Here is a 15,880-nt window from a genome sequence, read left to right as displayed (position 1 = left end):
GTTAATGATGCACTTGCTTCATGACATAATCGGCGAGCAGGCGTACACCATATCCCGTCGCTCCAGCTTCAGAGTACCCCACATCCTGTTTGTACTGTACCGTCCCAGCCATATCAATATGAACCCAGCTCATAGATTCTGCTACAAAGCGCCGAATAAATAGGGCTGCTGTAATCGCACCTGCAAAAGGGGAAGTACTAACATTGCGGAGATCGGCGTAATTACTCCGAAGATCTGCTTCATATTCATCCATTAACGGCATGGGCCACAGTCGTTCTCCATTGCGCTCACCAATCTCAACTAGACTCTGCGTTATATCTGCATCGCCCCATATGCCCGCGATGCCTAATCCGAGCGCCGCACCGACATTTCCAGTTAAGGTAGCGATATCAATAGCTTGGGTTGCTCCGATATTCGCGGCATGAATAAGCGCATCCGCTATGATAAGTCGACCCTCGCCATCCGTATTCGCAACCTGAACGGTTAGCCCGTTAGGGTAGCGGATAACAGACGAAGGTAACATCGCCTCAGCATCTGGCACATTATCAACGACTGGAATAAGTGCGGTCACATTTACATTTGCACGCTTCCGTATCAAAATATCCATAGCCCCAATAACAGCAGCCGCACCGCCCATATCCATGCGTGCATCGCTGATATCGCTAGCCGTCTTCACATTCATGCCGCCTAAGTCAAAGGTTACACCTTTACCTACCAGTGCTAACATCGGTAATTCAGGGTTACTCTTGTAACGAATTTCAACTAGGGCTGGAGCGTGCTTACTCCCCGCTCCAACTGCGAGCAATCCATTCATCTGAAGTTCCACGAGCTCCTGTCCTCGATAGATATGGACTTTCAAAGCAGCATCATCACGGTCGAAAAATTCTGCCATCCATTCCGCAAAACGATCAGGGTTCAGTGTCCCAGGTACCTCATTCACAAGATCGCGAGCAACTACGGCTCCTTCAGCGCGTATCTGTGCAGAAACCCGTACAGCTTCCAATTCAATCGATGACAGCTCAGGCCAATCTATCGATTGAAGCTGTAATTCAACAGAGCCTTCCACCTTGGTAGTTCCCCGATAAGTTTGGAAACGGTACAAGCCGAGAATCCAGCCTTCCATCCAAGCTTGTAATTCATCAGCAGCAGTAATATCCTTATTCCTATTTATAGCCTCCGATGCTAAGCGAACAAGCGAAGCACTACTGCGTCCTTCCTTCAGAATTGCACGAGCAGCAGCTCCACCCGCTCGGCGAATCCTCTCAAGCGTAATATCCTTGCGCTTTCCCATTCCTACCGCTAACACATCAGACTCTTCCTCAGTGCGAGCATGTAACCAAGTCACACTGCTGCACTGTTTGTGGGGCGATCCCAGCTTAAAAGGAAAAGACTCCTCGTCATAAGCTAAATAGACAATAGTATCCGCCACATTAGCGGAATCGAATAAGATATTCATCGCTGTCCCTTCTTTTCCGTAAAGTTATCTCACAATTTCAGCTACCGCTCTAATTTCAGCATTTCTTCATCAAATAAATGACACGCAACCTCATGACCTGGTTCGACTTCTCGGAATATCGGTACATGCTGCTTACAGATTTCCATGCAGGAGGGACATCTTGTATGAAAACGGCATCCCGACGGTGGGTCAACCGGACTTGGAAGATCTCCCTTCAGAATAATGCGCTCCTTCTTTAAGGTAGGATCGGGTACAGGTACAGAAGATAGCAGTGCTTGTGTGTATGGATGCATTGGACGATCATACAAGGTATCCTTATCCGCCGTCTCTACGAGCGAACCAAGATACATAACTCCAATTCGATCACTAATATGCTCAACAACACTTAGATCATGTGAAATGAATAAATATGTCAGACCATACTCTTCCTGCAGATCCTGCAACAGATTTAGCACTTGTGACTGAATCGAAACATCCAGTGCTGACACAGGCTCATCCGCCACGATTAAGCTTGGGCGAACAGATAACGCCCGGGCAATTCCAATCCGTTGTCGCTGCCCACCGCTGAACTCAAAAGCGTAGCGCTCGGCGTGGATACTATTCAATCCCACTGTCTCTAGTAACTCGCATGCTAGTTTATCCCGTTCTTTGGACGAGAGCTTTGTATGAATGAGCAGAGGTTCAGCCACAAGATCCTTCACCTTCATCCGTGGATTAAGCGAAGCATAGGGGTCTTGGAACACCATTTGTATATCTTTACGAATAGGCCGCATTTGATTGTCTGAGATATGGCTAATATTTTGACCCTTAAACCACACTTCACCGTCATTCGGCTCCAGCAAGCGAGTCACTAATCTACCCGTAGTAGATTTACCACAGCCACTTTCACCCACAAGGCTGAACGTTTCTCCTTTACGTATAGCGAATGAGATCCCATCAACTGCGTGCAAATATCTAGTAGTTCCGAAAAAGCCCTTTTTCACCGAGAAAAACTTCTTCAGACTTTTAACTTCAATGAGTGGAGTCTCCTTCACAAACGTCCCCCTCCTTCCGTGTTCTCCTGCTGTGTAAGCCAACAACGACTCTTTCGCTCTAGTCCCTCAATCGGGAGTAACTCTGGCTCCTGCGAGAGACAACGCTCTGTGACATAATCGCAGCGTGGCGCAAACTTACAACCTGCTGGCATTTGTGATAGATCAGGTACATTCCCTTTAATGGAATCCAAGCGACGTACGTTTTGACGCAGCTTAGGAACGGATTGAATTAATCCCTTCGTATATGGATGCTGCGGTCTTGCAAATAGTTCATGAACAGAAGCTTCCTCCACTACACGACCAGCATACATAACAACTACACGGTCGCATAGTTCTGCCACTACACCAAGGTCATGGGTTATGAGCAGCATTCCCATATCCTGTTCTTCTTTCAGGTGCTTCATTAGATCAAGGATTTGAGCTTGAATCGTTACATCAAGCGCCGTTGTTGGTTCATCTGCAATCAGCAGTTTCGGGTGGCAAGACATCGCCATCGCAATCATTACACGCTGCCTCATACCGCCAGAAAGCTGATGCGGATATTCATCCACCAAGTCTTCCGCACGTGGTATACCAACTAACCGCAACATATGAATGGCATGTTCACGAGCCTTCTTCCGACCATAACCCAAATGCAACATTATCGGCTCCATCAATTGCAAACCAATCTTCAGCACAGGATTAAGCGAAGTCATCGGCTCCTGAAAAATCATCGCCATTTCATTTCCCCGTATCTGGCGCATCTCTTTGTCCGTAACCTTTGTCAGATCCGTTCCCTCGAAACGAACAGAACCGCCAGAAATTCTGCCTGGCGTATCCTTAAGGAGCCGCATAATCGACAGTGAGGTAACGCTTTTGCCACAGCCGGATTCTCCAACTAGACCCAGCACTTCACCTTTCTTAATCACAAAGTCAACACCTGCAACTGCCGTTATACTTCCATCGCCGCGTTTAAACTCCGTTTTCAGCCCTTGTACTTCCAGCAAATTTTGAGTCATGTCTTGTCCCTCCTTAGTTTTTCATTTTGGGATCAAGAGCATCGCGCAGTCCGTCCCCGACCAGGTTAAATGCAAGTACTGTCAAAAATATAGCTAAACCCGGAAAATAAACGATATGTGGAGCAATACTTAAATAATCGCGCCCCATACTTAACATTGCCCCCCAATCGGGCTCCGTTGGCTTCGCACCCATTCCAAGAAAGCTCAGTGACGCAGCGGCTAAGATTGCCCCGCCAATTTTCATGGATAAATTAACAATGATACTAGGGACTGTTTCAGGAAAAATATGTCGCCAAATGATTCTTCGATTCTTTGCACCCATTGAACGGGCAGCTTCAACAAACAACGTTTCCTTCGCAGACAATGTTACGCTCCGAATAATGCGGGCGAACGAGGGTGTACCAAAGACTGCAACGGCAATCACAACGTTGGATAAACCAGGCCCAAGTATAGCGACGATCCCAATGGCAAGTAGTAAATCAGGGAATGAGAACAATACGTCACTGCCACGCATAATAATCCGATCCAGCCAACCGCCATAATATCCACTGACAAGACCAAGGATAGTTCCAAGTACACCTGCAATCAATACGGAGCTCAGACTGACCGCCAAAGTCAACCTTGTACCATCAATTAAGCGACTTAGAATATCACGGCCGTATTCATCCGTTCCCGCCCAGTGCTTGGCAGACGGACCCTGCATTAGCGCATCATAGTTCGGTTCATCAGGATTATAAGGGGTCAGAAATGGCCCGAAAATGGCAATTAAAAAAAGCAATATGATAAAAAATGCAGCCACAAGGGGCATCTTTTGTTTGCTGAACTTGCGAATAAAAACACCCGCGCGGCCTTTTGTTTTCTCCGGGGCTATTACCTCTCCGGGTATAGGAGAATTAGTTCCCATTACCGCTGAATTGTCGCTCATGATATCCCTCCTAATCCTATATTCACCCTATAGAAAACTATCGTAATTCTGCCTCTCAGTTACTCTAGCTTACTGAGAAAACCTGATTTTCGGATTGAGTACGCCATACAATAAATCTACAATTAAATTGATAAGGATAAATTGTGTTGAAAACAGCAGCAGCAAAGCTTGAATAACTGTATAATCCCGGAACAAAATGGAATCCACCAGCAGTCTACCCAGACCAGGAATACTGAAAACTGTCTCAACCATTACCGATCCACCAAGCAAGAATCCAAATTGAAGTCCAGCTACAGTAACGACCTGTATTAGAGAATTGCGCAGCGCATGCCTGCTAATAACAACATACTCGCGTAAGCCTTTCGCACGTCCAGTACGGATATAATCCTCCCGTAACGTTTCTAGCATCGATGACCGCGAGTAACGAGCCAGCATCGACATAATTCCCATTCCAAGTGTAATGGAAGGAAGAATATACGATTTCCAGGAATCCACACCACCGGTCGGAAACCAGCCAAGCTCTACCGAGAAAATTTGAATGAGTACCAAACCTAACCAGAATCCAGGAATCGACATCCCTGAAATGGCTGTCAATGTGCCTAAGTGATCAGGCCATCTATTACGATAAACCGCTGAAATAACACCAATTAGAAGACCAATGACAAGCGCCCAAGCCATGCTGAGAAACGTTAACCACAAGGTAGGCATTATTCTACTTTCTAGCATATCGGTTACTGGAATCCCTGATCGAATCGAATTGCCCAGATTACCACTTAGTAGATCGCTCATGTAGTTTATGTATTGATTCCACAGCGGCAGATTGAGACCTAGTTGCTCTTGAATGCCATGAATCTCTTCAAGTGTGGCGTCTTTACCCGCAATAAGCCGGGCCGGATCGCCCGGAATTAAGTGAATAAACAGAAAGACTAATACCGATACAATGAATAGCAACGGAATAACCCCGAGGAGTCTTTGTAAAGCATATCTACCCAACTCATAAGCCCCCTTCAGTATCGACAAATGATTTAGTTAAGGCCGCTTCCTACCATTCTTAAGAAGCGGCCTCGTTCAATTCTTGGGAAATTAAATCTTGCGTTTGACTTGAATTATTTCACTTCTGCATTTAGGACATTAATGGAACCATCCGGGAAGACTTTGACACCTTCCAGATTCGATCTTTTGCCTGAGATGATTTGGTCAACGCCCATGAATGCCCACGGAGCATCTTCCCATACTGTTTTTTGAATATTTGCATAAATGGATTTAGCCGCTTCTGGATCAACAGATTTGTTTGCTTCAGCAATCCATTTATCTACATTTTCATTTTTATAATAAGCTGTATTCGAGCCAGCAGGTGGGAACATTTCACTACTGAACAACCCTCTAGTAGCACCATCTGCATCACCGGAGGATGGAGACCAGCTGACATACCACATTTGAATTTTTGCTTCTTCAGGTGTTTTAGCAGCGTTAATTTGGTCGGATAAAGTACCGCCTTCCATAGACTTCACTTCTACTTTAATGCCTACAAGCGCTAGCTGTTGTTGGATAAATTGCATACCCTTCATAGTTTCGGATTCATTCTCACCCCAAATTTCGGTTTCGAATCCGTCTGGATAACCCGCTTCCGCAAGCAGTTGCTTAGCTTTTTCAATGTCATAGTCATAACCTGTTTGTGGGGAATAATATTGTGTTTTGGATGACATCGTGGAATCAAGCTTAGCGCCAAGACCCGATTTCACCACCTTGATATACGCATCTTTGTTGATAGCATAGTTAATGGCTTGACGTACCTTTACATCATCGAAAGGTTTCTTCATCGTATTCAAAGTAACATAACGAACAATGGTTGAATCGATGGTATCTATAGTAATTCCTTCAATGCCTTCAACCTCGGATACTTGCTCGGTAGGCATTGGATAAATGAAATCAGCCTCTCCAGTCTTCAGCATCGCAATCCGTGATCCATTCTCTGGTACGGGTCTAAAGGTTATACTATCCACTTTCGGCAAGTCCTTTTGCCAGTAATCCGGATTCTTCTCAACAACTAGCCGATCACCTTGCACCCATTCTTTGAACTTAAACGGACCCGTTCCTACAGGTTTTTTCGAAATATCAGCTCCGTTTTCTTCTAAAGCTTTCGGGCTAATAATAGGTGCCATAGCAACTTTATTTAAAAATGCGTTGTATGGCTCGCTGAGTGTAATAACCACGGTTTTGGCATCAGGAGTCTCCACTTTTGCTACCTTTGCAAAGCTTTTGCGCAGTCTCAGATTGTTCTTCTCATCTTGAATACGGGCGATGTTTACTTTAACCGCTTCAGCATTGAAGTCAGTACCGTCTTGGAATTTAACGTTCTCTTGCAAGTTGAACGTGTAGACCAACCCGTCTTCACTTATGGAATGGCTAGCAGCAAGGACAGGAACTACGTTCATATTCTCATCAAAACCCATTAGACCTTCGTACATCGTTCTGGCAGCGCTGATTGAATGTGTATCGCTTGCGTTATGAGGGTCTAGCGTAATAAAGTTAGAATTGATGGCAATTACAATGTCTTTATCATTTTTTGTAGTTGGGGTGCTAGTTTCAGTTCCACCAGCGGTATTGCCGCCTTTTCCCTCGTTGTTCGCTTTGTTGCCGCACCCTGCAGTCACTACTACTGTAATAAGCAGCAGCATGAACATTGACCATACTTTTCCTTTTACTTTCATGTTATACACTCCCCTTTAGAAACGATGTATTAGAAAAGCTCCCAGTCCGATTATTCATGAGACTTGAAGATTATTCTCGATCCTTATAATCAGACTTCCCATTGGAATACAGCACGTCGCTCGCCCACAATTGTACCGCCATCATTGACAATAGTGTTCGGCACGAGTGCATATAAACGATCAATCGTATCTTGATTGCTATAGCCTAAACGTTCCAGAATCGATGCGATGATACAAGGCCATACTTGCTCGGAGCCATCGGATACTTTTAGCGAGATACCGATTCGTTCCTTTCGGAGTCCAATCCCATATACACCTTTAGCGCCGCCCTTTGCCGTCAGATTATCATCCTTTAGAAGCTCCGAGCAGACGAATTTCGTATCTGCAATCATCACCGGATTGTCGTTCATAAGCTTTGCAGTCGCAGCAGCTGCGTTACGTATTTCCGTATTCTCAATCAAATCAGGACAGGCTAGCTTTAAATATGAATAAGCGATTTTATGAAGAGGGAGTGCGAAGATAGGAAGACCACAACCATCAATCCCTTGAGGAATGGATTCCTTCGATACTTCTGCGATATAAGCCATGATATCAATGATCTCCTGTTGCACGGGATGGTTAGGATCATAATAAGTATCTATATCCCAACCCATATATTTGCTAAGGCCCATTAACCCTGCATGTTTACCTGAGCAATTATGAAAGATTTTACGAGTGGGCTCATTCGCCCGATGGCGTTCTGCTTTGGCTTCCTCATTCAGTGGGTATGTAGAACAACAATGAAGTCCCTCTTCTTTTAATCCCATTTTCTGAAAAAGAGATTCAAGTGCTTCAATATGAAAGGCCTCTCCCCGATGCGAAGCAGTAAAGAGTGAGGCTTCCTTACTTGTCAAACCGTAAACTTCATCGATCCGGCGCTTCATAACCGGTAAAGCTTGGAATGGTTTAGCAGCTGAACGAAGATAGGTCATATGCTCCGGATTACCTGCTTTATACAAAATATTACCTTTCTCATCGACCACGCTAACTGCACCATAATGGACATTCTCCAGTAAGCCACCGCGATATTCTTCTACTAATGTTGTAAACCCCATCTGTACAACCTCCTTCGATGTAATTATTTTAATCCAATGCGAAAAAACGATTTTGCGATAGTAGTCCAGATCCGATAATTACACCATTCTCGTTCAACATCGAACGATGAATGGAGAAAGACCCACGAAGGGGCTCCCATGTGAAGCGTGAAAGATATAGCTTCTCGACTGCTTCATAAATATCCGGAAATTTGTCTACGAGTTCTCCACTCAGGATCACACTATCGGGGTTATACATGCATACGACATTGTTGATAGTAATCGCCATATACATGAGCGCACGCTCGATCAAATGAACCGCCCAATGCTCTCCTGCATCCTTTGCTTCAAATAACTCCTCGATCGTGCGAATCGGACGAATCCGATTGGCTTCCGACAACAATGAACTGATATTTATATAGGTCTGTAAGCAACCCGCCTTACCGCACTCGCACATCATTCCGTTAGGATCCACTGTCGTATGCCCTATTTCACCAGCACTGTTCATCACCCCGCGATAAATCTCTCCCTCAAGGATCATCGCCGAGCCAACGCCTTGCCCGAAGCCCAATAGTGCGGTACGGACAGATCCAACAGCAGCGCCTTTGAGGTGTTCAGCAAGAGCTCTAACTTTCAACTCATTATCTACAGCAATTTCAAAACCGGTTAGTTCCTTTAGGCGTTTTGCTAAGGCAACATTCTTCCATCCAAGCTGAACAGAGAAGACAACAATACCTTCTTCGTTATTCACAATGCCAGGAAGTCCAACGCCAATACCGACGATACGCGTTCTGTCAATCACATGCTGCTGCGTCAGTTGTTCAATCGCTTCATTGATTCGTTCCAGTGTCTTGTCTGGACTCTCGTCCGGAGTACGCGGGTATTGCTTGCTGCATAGAAGCTTACCTTGCAAATCTACGATACCTACAATCATAAGACTGCGATCCAGCTCAACCCCAACCGACAATACAGAAGCGTCAACCATGGCTAGCAACGTTGATTTCCGACCTAATCCTGACGATACCTGATCCGAATCCAGTAGATAGCCCTGTTCAGTTAATTCCCCAACAATTCGACTTACAGTTGTAGGGCTCATACCCGTTTGTTTGGCGATGGAAGCGCGAGAAATTGGTTGTTGATTTTTTATGATTTCGAAGACCGTCAAACGATTTTGCCGCTTCATAAAATCCTGATCGTGCTTTTTCACAGACATTCTCCTAATTATTTTCTTCAGTGCATTAATCAAACTAATAAAACTATAAAAATAAGAAAAAATTTGCCAATTAAGCTACGCTAATGTATTATTTGATTAAATTTCAGTTTAGTTTCTCCAGTGATGGGATTAATAATAAAGGCTCATTGATTGTATGTCAATATAAATGACATATTTTTTTATTCGAAATAAATGAAAGCGTTTAATATGTGATTTTTATAACAATCTCCAATAAATACATAACACAAACATAACATAAAAGACCAAAACCTCTCTCATAATAGACCGAGTGGAAACTAATAATAGGAAAAACTTAATTTAGAGTTGGAGGAAATATCTTAAAAACAAAAAGAGGTTAGGGATCGATGCAGAAGTTTTGTGAATCTGAATATTGGAAAAAGAGTAGAATCGTGCGCGGATTGATAGTGAAATGGAGATTGAACCCGCATCAAAAGCAAGTTCTTCATATAGAAACCAACTTTTGATGCGGAGTGTTAAAAAAATTATTGAAACTCTATCGCCTTAACAGACGCGTCCTCTTGTATCAGTGACAACAATTTCACAGCATTAAACGATTCAGGAAATTTTACGATAATTTCTAAATTCAATTCGGAGGCAAGACTATTATTTTCAGCGTGAAAGCTTAAAATGGTAATATTTTTTTCTTCAAGTAGCTGTTGAATTCTACTCACGGCTCCTTCTGAATTAGTCAGACAGATCACAATCTGTTGCGTTTTCGGTGAGGCCAGCCAACTGTATCGGCCATGCAAAATCTTTTGCCCAAGTAAGATAATAATCGTTGCTCCTCCACCAAGAATATAAAGACCCGATCCAATCGCCAGCCCTAGTCCCGCCGTTGCCCAAATCCCCGCTGCAGTTGTCAGGCCCTTCACAGTGTGTCTATGCATGAAAATCATTCCTGCACCAAGAAATCCCACTCCACTTACTACCTGGGCAGCTATACGTGCGGGATCGAGCTTAACATAGGACCAATCAGCTTGATCCTGAAATCCATATTTTGAAATGATCATCATAAGTGCAGCACCTAAAGCAACAATAAAATGCGTTCTAACTCCCGCTTCTTTCATCCGACTTTTTCGTTCAAAGCCAACTAAAACACCACAAATTCCAGCTCCAACTACACGAAGCAAATATTCAAACTCCATACATAGTCCTTCTCTCCTTATAATATTGCTATTTATTGTATCATAAACGGATTTCTATATTTCCCCCTCCTATAATATGAACATGATATTTAACATAGTTTGAGCATGCGCACAGTCACATCTGCAAAGATTTAACTGTGATACCTTTATAACTGTTACTCCAGTAGACATTTTATAACGGTCTACAACTAGTGAAAGAGGTGCGTATATGAAACTGCCAACAATCCAATTTGGGCATATTAAATCCAAGGTTCCTGTAATTCAAGGGGGTATGGGCGTAGGCATATCCTTAAGTGGCTTAGCTGCTGCTGTAGCCAATGCAGGCGGGATCGGCACCATTTCCGGTACAGGAATCACCACTGATGAACTGAGAATGCATATTCGCAAAACAAGAGAGCTCTCAAAAGGGATTGGATATATCGGTGTGAATGTTCTATTCGCGATGAAGGATTTTGCTGATAAAATGAAGGTCGCTTTGGAAGAAAAAGTGGACTTTATTATTTCTGGAGCCGGGATTTCCAGAGATATTTATGCTTGGGGTAAAGAGTATGGTACTCCTGTGGTGTCTATTGTTTCCTCCGCCAAATTAGCCAGAATATCCGAAAGACTTGGTGCTTCTGCAGTCGTAGTGGAAGGATTTGAAGCCGGGGGCCATTTGGGCACAGAGAGATCCATGTTCGAAATTCTTCCTGAGGTTGTAGAAGCCGTTTCGATTCCGGTTATTGCTGCTGGTGGGATTCTGACGGGAGATGATATCGCAAAAGCCCTTCGGATTGGCGCTTCTGGTGTTCAGATGGGGACTCGTTTCGTGGCGAGCCATGAATGTGATGCTCCTCTGGCCTTTAAGCAAAAATATGTAGATGCTCAGCAAGGTGATACTATTCTAATTAAGTCTACAGTTGGGCTAGATGGCAGAGCGATTCGTAATGAATTCACAGAACGTATTAGTGATGATGCCAAATTAAAAATAGCAAAATGCTCTAATTGTCTAAAGGTATGTTCGCATCGCTTCTGTACCATGGAATCCCTGCTAACTTCGCTTAGAGGAGATGTTAAGAACGGATTAGTGTTTGCCGGGTCCAGAGTTCATGAGATTAAAGAGATATTGTCCGTACAGCAGATTATTGACAATTTAATGTATGAGTATCAGGGAGCATTGAACCCCGCAACTTAAGATTGTAATACGATACTTATGCGATGATAAAGATAAAAAAAGAACCCTTTGTTGTATGCAACAAAGGGTTCTTTTTAAAAGGCGTTGTTTATAGTTGACTCTATATCAGCATAGCCTTACATCATTCCACGAGTATTAGAAATGCCCTCTTGTTGATGACAGCTCTTATACATTTGTTCTAGCTCGGAATCACCTAAGTTAGGATGTCTTTCTTTCATAAAGGGCAACATCTCTTTAAAAGTGCTTGGAGCAAACCCGGCAGCATAAGCTGCTGTTCCAATTCCAAATGACAAAATAACAACACAGATTACTGCAAATACTCCTCTTTTCAAAAAAACCATCTCCTACTTTATAATACGGAAAAAATCAATACGAAAAAAATTTGCTGAAACCAACATGCACATCAGACCCATTCCCATAACTAGAATGGCTATGATCCAATCCGCTTTTTTCATATTCATCCTCCCGTGCCATCGAACACCCTGAATTCAATGAATAGTGGGGTTCAATAATATTAATGATTATAGATGAATATTGTGTGGAAACTATGTGGGACATGCTTAAGAGATTTATTTTTGTCAATTCCGTGAAATTAATCACTATATAATCATTTGTTCATACTGCGTTCTTATTTGAAAGATATGATTTCAATATAACAATAAACATAAAGGAGTCATGATCATGAAAAAATTGTATTACACGTCTTTTTTCTATGCCATTCTTGGTTTGATAGCAGGTGTTGCTTATCGTGAAATTACCAAAATGAATGATTTCGAAGGAAACACCATCTTAGTTGCACTTCATACTCATATCCTTGTACTGGGCTTCTTCTTCTTTATAATCGCATTGATCCTAGCCAAGTTATTTAATATCCATGAAGCTAAATCCTTTGGCGCATGGTACATTGTATATAACATTGGTCTCCTGATCACGATCGGTACTATGGCCACTCGCGGGATGCTGCAAATTAACGGGACTGATATCAGCTTCTTACCGCATATTGCCGGTCTCGGTCATGCCATAGTAGGAGCCGGTATCATATGGCTACTAATTCTGCTCGGTAAACGAATTAAATCATAAGGAAAGAGCCGCTGGATAACACTCCAGCGGCTCCTTTTTATAATCATATAAAAGTTCATACCAAATGAGACTATAAGTATATTTGTTTATACACTGGTAAATGATACAATATGGAAGTCGCGAGATATCTTAAATTTTAACTTTAAACTATGCTTTCGATGCCAATAAAACTTTTAAGGAGTGAAGTAAATGTCTATCGATGTTTATCTGAATTTCAACGGGAATTGCCGTCAAGCCGCAGAATTTTACGCGGAGGTATTTGGCGTTGAACGTCCACAAATCATGACCTTTGGCGAAACACCACCTGATCCCAATTTCACTCTTCCTGAAGAAGCCAAAGATTTAGTTATGCACACTCGCTTGAATATCGAAGGCAGTAATGTAATGTTCTCTGATGTTTTTCCGGGCATGCCTTTTGTGGAAGGAAATAACATTAGTCTTTCGGTAGTTAGTAAGGATTTGGATGGCATAAAAAAATATTTCCATAAGCTTAAAGAAGGCGGAAAAGTAGGTATGGAATTACAAGAAACCTTCTGGAGCTCGTGTTATGGTAGTCTAAAAGATAAATTCGGCATCGATTGGCAATTCAATTATGATGACGGACGAATGAATATGTAATAAAAATAACAACGAGTATGGAGTGGCTGTGAAACCTATTAATACAGGTGCGGCCTACCTCCATCTCGTTGTTTTTTGTTCAAGCTCTTAGTCCATAATCAAATCATATACACTGACCTTCCGAATCCGTCTCGCAACTAACATGGATACCACATAAGCAACAACTAGAATGACAGCACACAGTAGAAGCACTTGAGGCAGACTAACCGCCAGCTGAACGTTATAAATGCCTAGACTTGAAAGCAATAATACAAACGCCGAATCCGAGAAAAAATAACCTGCTAAACTCCCCAATAATACTCCAACTACAATCACCGGAAAAAGACTGAACGTAATCTGTGTCATCAGATTAAAGGTCGTATATCCGATACCTTTAAGAATACCGAATTCCCGCTTACGTTTCATAATCAACGTCTTAATCACCAAATACAAAATTAAACTAACCACTATAATTGTGACCGCGGTAATGACTGCTGTCATAGAAGATACTGCTGAAGTGAATGTACTGAGCGTGCTTTCTAACATGTCTAAAATGTTCGTTACGTTCCATTGTCCAGGGAGACGTTCTTCAAGCTTTTGAATGAAGACTTGAGGATCTTCCCCTTCCTTTAAGTATACATTAATGGACTGGACGGAATAATTCGGCTGCAATTTTCTCATTCCATCTTCTGTTATGGTAGCAACCATACCTAACTGATTAATCTGCTGGCTAAGACCAGTCACCAAATAATTTTGGGTTACCCCATTAAACGTAACTGGAATCTCGTCCCCAATCGATTTATTTTTCATTTTTGCAATTACACCGGATATCGCAATTTCATTATCAAAAATGGGCTGCCTACCTTTATAGACCGTCTGCGTCTCCAGCTTGGCATAATCATCAGATACACGGAGCATAAAACTGGAATCATCTATAGAAGCTACTCTACCTTCCAATATGGAGATCTTCTGAACCTCAGGCATGGCCTCTACTTCTGCAAATATCTTTGGATCATGATCAGCTTTTTTTAGATCAAGTTGCAAATTGGTACGTTCTAGACCCACTAAATCTAAAACGGCTGAAGTATCCCCTTTAAAGTTAAAATTAAGGATGGAGCAAAATATACTCGAAAAGGTCAACCCTGCAACGATCAGCACGATCATAAAATTCTGCTTGGTCTGTCTAAATAAAGACTTCAGACTTAAGGCGAATTGCAAATTCAATGAAGTGCTCGCTAGTGGAAAATGATTTTTCTTAAAATTGTGGGTAAGAAGCCCGCTCTGAAGAGCTGCTATCGGAGTAATCCTTCGAATCTTTCTACTAGACAGGTAGGCAACTAAGAAAATCAGCACCGTAACGATAAGCAAACTCAACAAAGCACTTAATAATTCAAAAGTTGTCGGCCACAACAGTCCAACCGAAGACGAAATCATATTACCTACTAAGGGCATGACTAGAACAGAAATCAAACTTCCCGGTATGGAGGCCATTATAGACACTGAGACGAACTGTAACAGAAATGAGGATATGATCTGCCTTGACGTATAACCGTTCGCTTTCAAAACACCGATGTTGGTTAGGTTATCCTCAATATTCCCGAAGATCTGAAACCTGATCACAATCAACGAGATTACAACCATAATCAATGCAAATACAATCAGAATAGCGGCTAAAATATTCACAAAAACACGGTTACCTTCGAGCCCCACATCAGTTCGCATGACTAAAAATGAACTTGTGTTTCCAGATCCAAAAATCTGTTCACTCAACTTTTGCTCCAGCTTGACTTCTTTCGCCCGTTCGTTTAATTGTACAGATAAAAAATTAAATTGAACTTCTTTCCCAAGCCGTTCCTCTAATTGCTTATAACCTTCATCGTTTAAAAATATTTTCAAAGCCCCATTCGTCAATGTCCCAAAAAGGGGTTCCTCCGTAAATCCACCGATGGTATAAGTAAATTTGTTGTTATCGTATTCAAACGAGATCGTATCCCCAAGGTTATACCCTGAGCCTCCGTGAAAGATATACGGCAAATAAATTGTATTTTGATCCGCAGGTTCCAACCGAGAAGTGGTATTAAATAGTCCCATAGAGCGCTGCGAATCCTTATTAAGAATCAAGAAAGCAATAGCTGTATTGTTTCCCCCGTAGTTTATCTTTACATCAGGTAGCAGAAGCGCCGCCTCATTCTCCCATTTTTCAGTATAAGGATAGCTATCCACCAGAGATTCATAATTCTTCACATTCTCATTTAAAGGAAAATAAGCGGTGATATCAGGTGTATTTAGCTTCGATATTTTTTCTTGCTGAAAAGAATTAAGCTTCAAGCTGACTGTGAGGCCAATGTTCAGCAGCAGCGCAGCAATCATAATCAATACGAAGAGCGTAATCGTTGCACTTTTTCTTTTACGAATATTGGACCAAGCAAGCTTTCCTATTAAGCTTCTCATCC

General features: G+C 42.5%; 14 protein-coding genes. 3 read left to right on the top strand and 11 right to left on the bottom strand.

Annotated features, from left to right (window positions below; translation table 11 throughout):
- Window position 1 precedes the first annotated feature (1 nt).
- The 9 genes from NSQ29_RS06460 to NSQ29_RS06420 form a co-directional block, all read right to left on the bottom strand.
- Window positions 2-1,456: a M17 family metallopeptidase gene (locus NSQ29_RS06460; protein WP_341124595.1), complete on the bottom strand. Its 1,455-nt coding sequence runs from the start codon at window positions 1,454-1,456 to the stop codon at window positions 2-4.
- Window positions 1,457-1,497: 41 nt separating this feature from the next.
- Window positions 1,498-2,490 carry an ABC transporter ATP-binding protein gene (locus tag NSQ29_RS06455; protein WP_042189914.1) on the bottom strand — a complete coding sequence of 331 codons (993 nt, stop codon included), beginning with the start codon at window positions 2,488-2,490 and terminating at the stop codon, window positions 1,498-1,500.
- Entirely contained in the window at window positions 2,487-3,488 is a 1,002-nt protein-coding gene (locus NSQ29_RS06450) for an ABC transporter ATP-binding protein (protein ID WP_341124594.1), read from the bottom strand. The genes NSQ29_RS06455 and NSQ29_RS06450 overlap by 4 nt, the downstream gene beginning before the upstream one ends.
- Before the next feature lie 13 nt (window positions 3,489-3,501).
- On the bottom strand, window positions 3,502-4,413 hold the full coding sequence (locus NSQ29_RS06445) for an ABC transporter permease (RefSeq protein WP_042189918.1): 912 nt from the start codon (window positions 4,411-4,413) through the stop codon (window positions 3,502-3,504).
- A gap of 69 nt (window positions 4,414-4,482) precedes the next feature.
- Window positions 4,483-5,406, bottom strand: a complete 924-nt coding sequence (locus NSQ29_RS06440; protein ID WP_042189920.1) for an ABC transporter permease subunit — start codon at window positions 5,404-5,406, stop codon at window positions 4,483-4,485.
- 113 nt (window positions 5,407-5,519) lie between these two features.
- On the bottom strand, window positions 5,520-7,124 hold the full coding sequence (locus NSQ29_RS06435; protein ID WP_341124592.1) for a glutathione ABC transporter substrate-binding protein: 1,605 nt from the start codon (window positions 7,122-7,124) through the stop codon (window positions 5,520-5,522).
- Between the two features lie 89 nt (window positions 7,125-7,213).
- Entirely contained in the window at window positions 7,214-8,218 is a 1,005-nt protein-coding gene (locus NSQ29_RS06430) for an asparaginase (RefSeq protein WP_339242520.1), read from the bottom strand.
- Window positions 8,219-8,246: 28 nt separating this feature from the next.
- Window positions 8,247-9,410, bottom strand: coding sequence for an ROK family transcriptional regulator (locus NSQ29_RS06425; protein WP_256721763.1), 1,164 nt, complete (start codon window positions 9,408-9,410; stop codon window positions 8,247-8,249).
- A gap of 503 nt (window positions 9,411-9,913) precedes the next feature.
- Window positions 9,914-10,576, bottom strand: coding sequence for an MgtC/SapB family protein (locus NSQ29_RS06420; RefSeq protein ID WP_341060125.1), 663 nt, complete (start codon window positions 10,574-10,576; stop codon window positions 9,914-9,916).
- Window positions 10,577-10,784: 208 nt separating this feature from the next.
- Between NSQ29_RS06420 and NSQ29_RS06415 the strand changes: the two genes are divergently transcribed.
- Complete coding sequence (locus NSQ29_RS06415; RefSeq protein ID WP_339242522.1) at window positions 10,785-11,750, top strand: NAD(P)H-dependent flavin oxidoreductase; 966 nt, start codon at window positions 10,785-10,787, stop codon at window positions 11,748-11,750.
- Window positions 11,751-11,866: 116 nt separating this feature from the next.
- Here NSQ29_RS06415 and NSQ29_RS06410 read toward each other — a convergent pair whose 3' ends face one another.
- Window positions 11,867-12,082 (bottom strand): hypothetical protein, encoded by a 216-nt coding sequence (locus NSQ29_RS06410; RefSeq protein WP_234532155.1) that lies wholly within the window; start codon window positions 12,080-12,082, stop codon window positions 11,867-11,869.
- A 349-nt stretch (window positions 12,083-12,431) separates the two neighbouring features.
- Here NSQ29_RS06410 and NSQ29_RS06405 point away from each other — a divergent pair, with 349 nt between their 5' ends.
- Window positions 12,432-12,830 carry a DUF2871 domain-containing protein gene (locus NSQ29_RS06405; RefSeq protein ID WP_094870196.1) on the top strand — a complete coding sequence of 133 codons (399 nt, stop codon included), beginning with the start codon at window positions 12,432-12,434 and terminating at the stop codon, window positions 12,828-12,830.
- Between the two features lie 189 nt (window positions 12,831-13,019).
- On the top strand, window positions 13,020-13,448 hold the full coding sequence (locus NSQ29_RS06400; protein ID WP_042189935.1) for a VOC family protein: 429 nt from the start codon (window positions 13,020-13,022) through the stop codon (window positions 13,446-13,448).
- Between the two features lie 87 nt (window positions 13,449-13,535).
- Here the strand turns inward: NSQ29_RS06400 and NSQ29_RS06395 are convergent, their stop codons facing one another.
- Complete coding sequence (locus tag NSQ29_RS06395; RefSeq protein WP_341124590.1) at window positions 13,536-15,878, bottom strand: ABC transporter permease; 2,343 nt, start codon at window positions 15,876-15,878, stop codon at window positions 13,536-13,538.
- Window positions 15,879-15,880: the final 2 nt, after the last annotated feature.

It is taken from the genome of Paenibacillus sp. FSL F4-0236, assembly GCF_038000135.1.
Classification (GTDB): Bacteria; Bacillota; Bacilli; order Paenibacillales; family Paenibacillaceae; genus Paenibacillus_AQ.
The sequence above is the reverse complement of the archived record's forward strand: the minus strand, read 5'-3'. Positions and strand labels throughout refer to the sequence as shown.

Coding starts and splice junctions, on each gene's coding strand:
- NSQ29_RS06460 (WP_341124595.1), bottom strand. CDS start 1,456: ATGAATATCTTATTCGATTCCGCTAATGTGGCGGATACTATTGTCTAT.
- NSQ29_RS06450 (WP_341124594.1), bottom strand. CDS start 3,488: ATGACTCAAAATTTGCTGGAAGTACAAGGGCTGAAAACGGAGTTTAAA.
- NSQ29_RS06445 (WP_042189918.1), bottom strand. CDS start 4,413: ATGAGCGACAATTCAGCGGTAATGGGAACTAATTCTCCTATACCCGGA.
- NSQ29_RS06435 (WP_341124592.1), bottom strand. CDS start 7,124: ATGAAAGTAAAAGGAAAAGTATGGTCAATGTTCATGCTGCTGCTTATT.
- NSQ29_RS06430 (WP_339242520.1), bottom strand. CDS start 8,218: ATGGGGTTTACAACATTAGTAGAAGAATATCGCGGTGGCTTACTGGAG.
- NSQ29_RS06425 (WP_256721763.1), bottom strand. CDS start 9,410: ATGTCTGTGAAAAAGCACGATCAGGATTTTATGAAGCGGCAAAATCGT.
- NSQ29_RS06420 (WP_341060125.1), bottom strand. CDS start 10,576: ATGGAGTTTGAATATTTGCTTCGTGTAGTTGGAGCTGGAATTTGTGGT.
- NSQ29_RS06415 (WP_339242522.1), top strand. CDS start 10,785: ATGAAACTGCCAACAATCCAATTTGGGCATATTAAATCCAAGGTTCCT.
- NSQ29_RS06405 (WP_094870196.1), top strand. CDS start 12,432: ATGAAAAAATTGTATTACACGTCTTTTTTCTATGCCATTCTTGGTTTG.
- NSQ29_RS06400 (WP_042189935.1), top strand. CDS start 13,020: ATGTCTATCGATGTTTATCTGAATTTCAACGGGAATTGCCGTCAAGCC.
- NSQ29_RS06395 (WP_341124590.1), bottom strand. CDS start 15,878: ATGAGAAGCTTAATAGGAAAGCTTGCTTGGTCCAATATTCGTAAAAGA.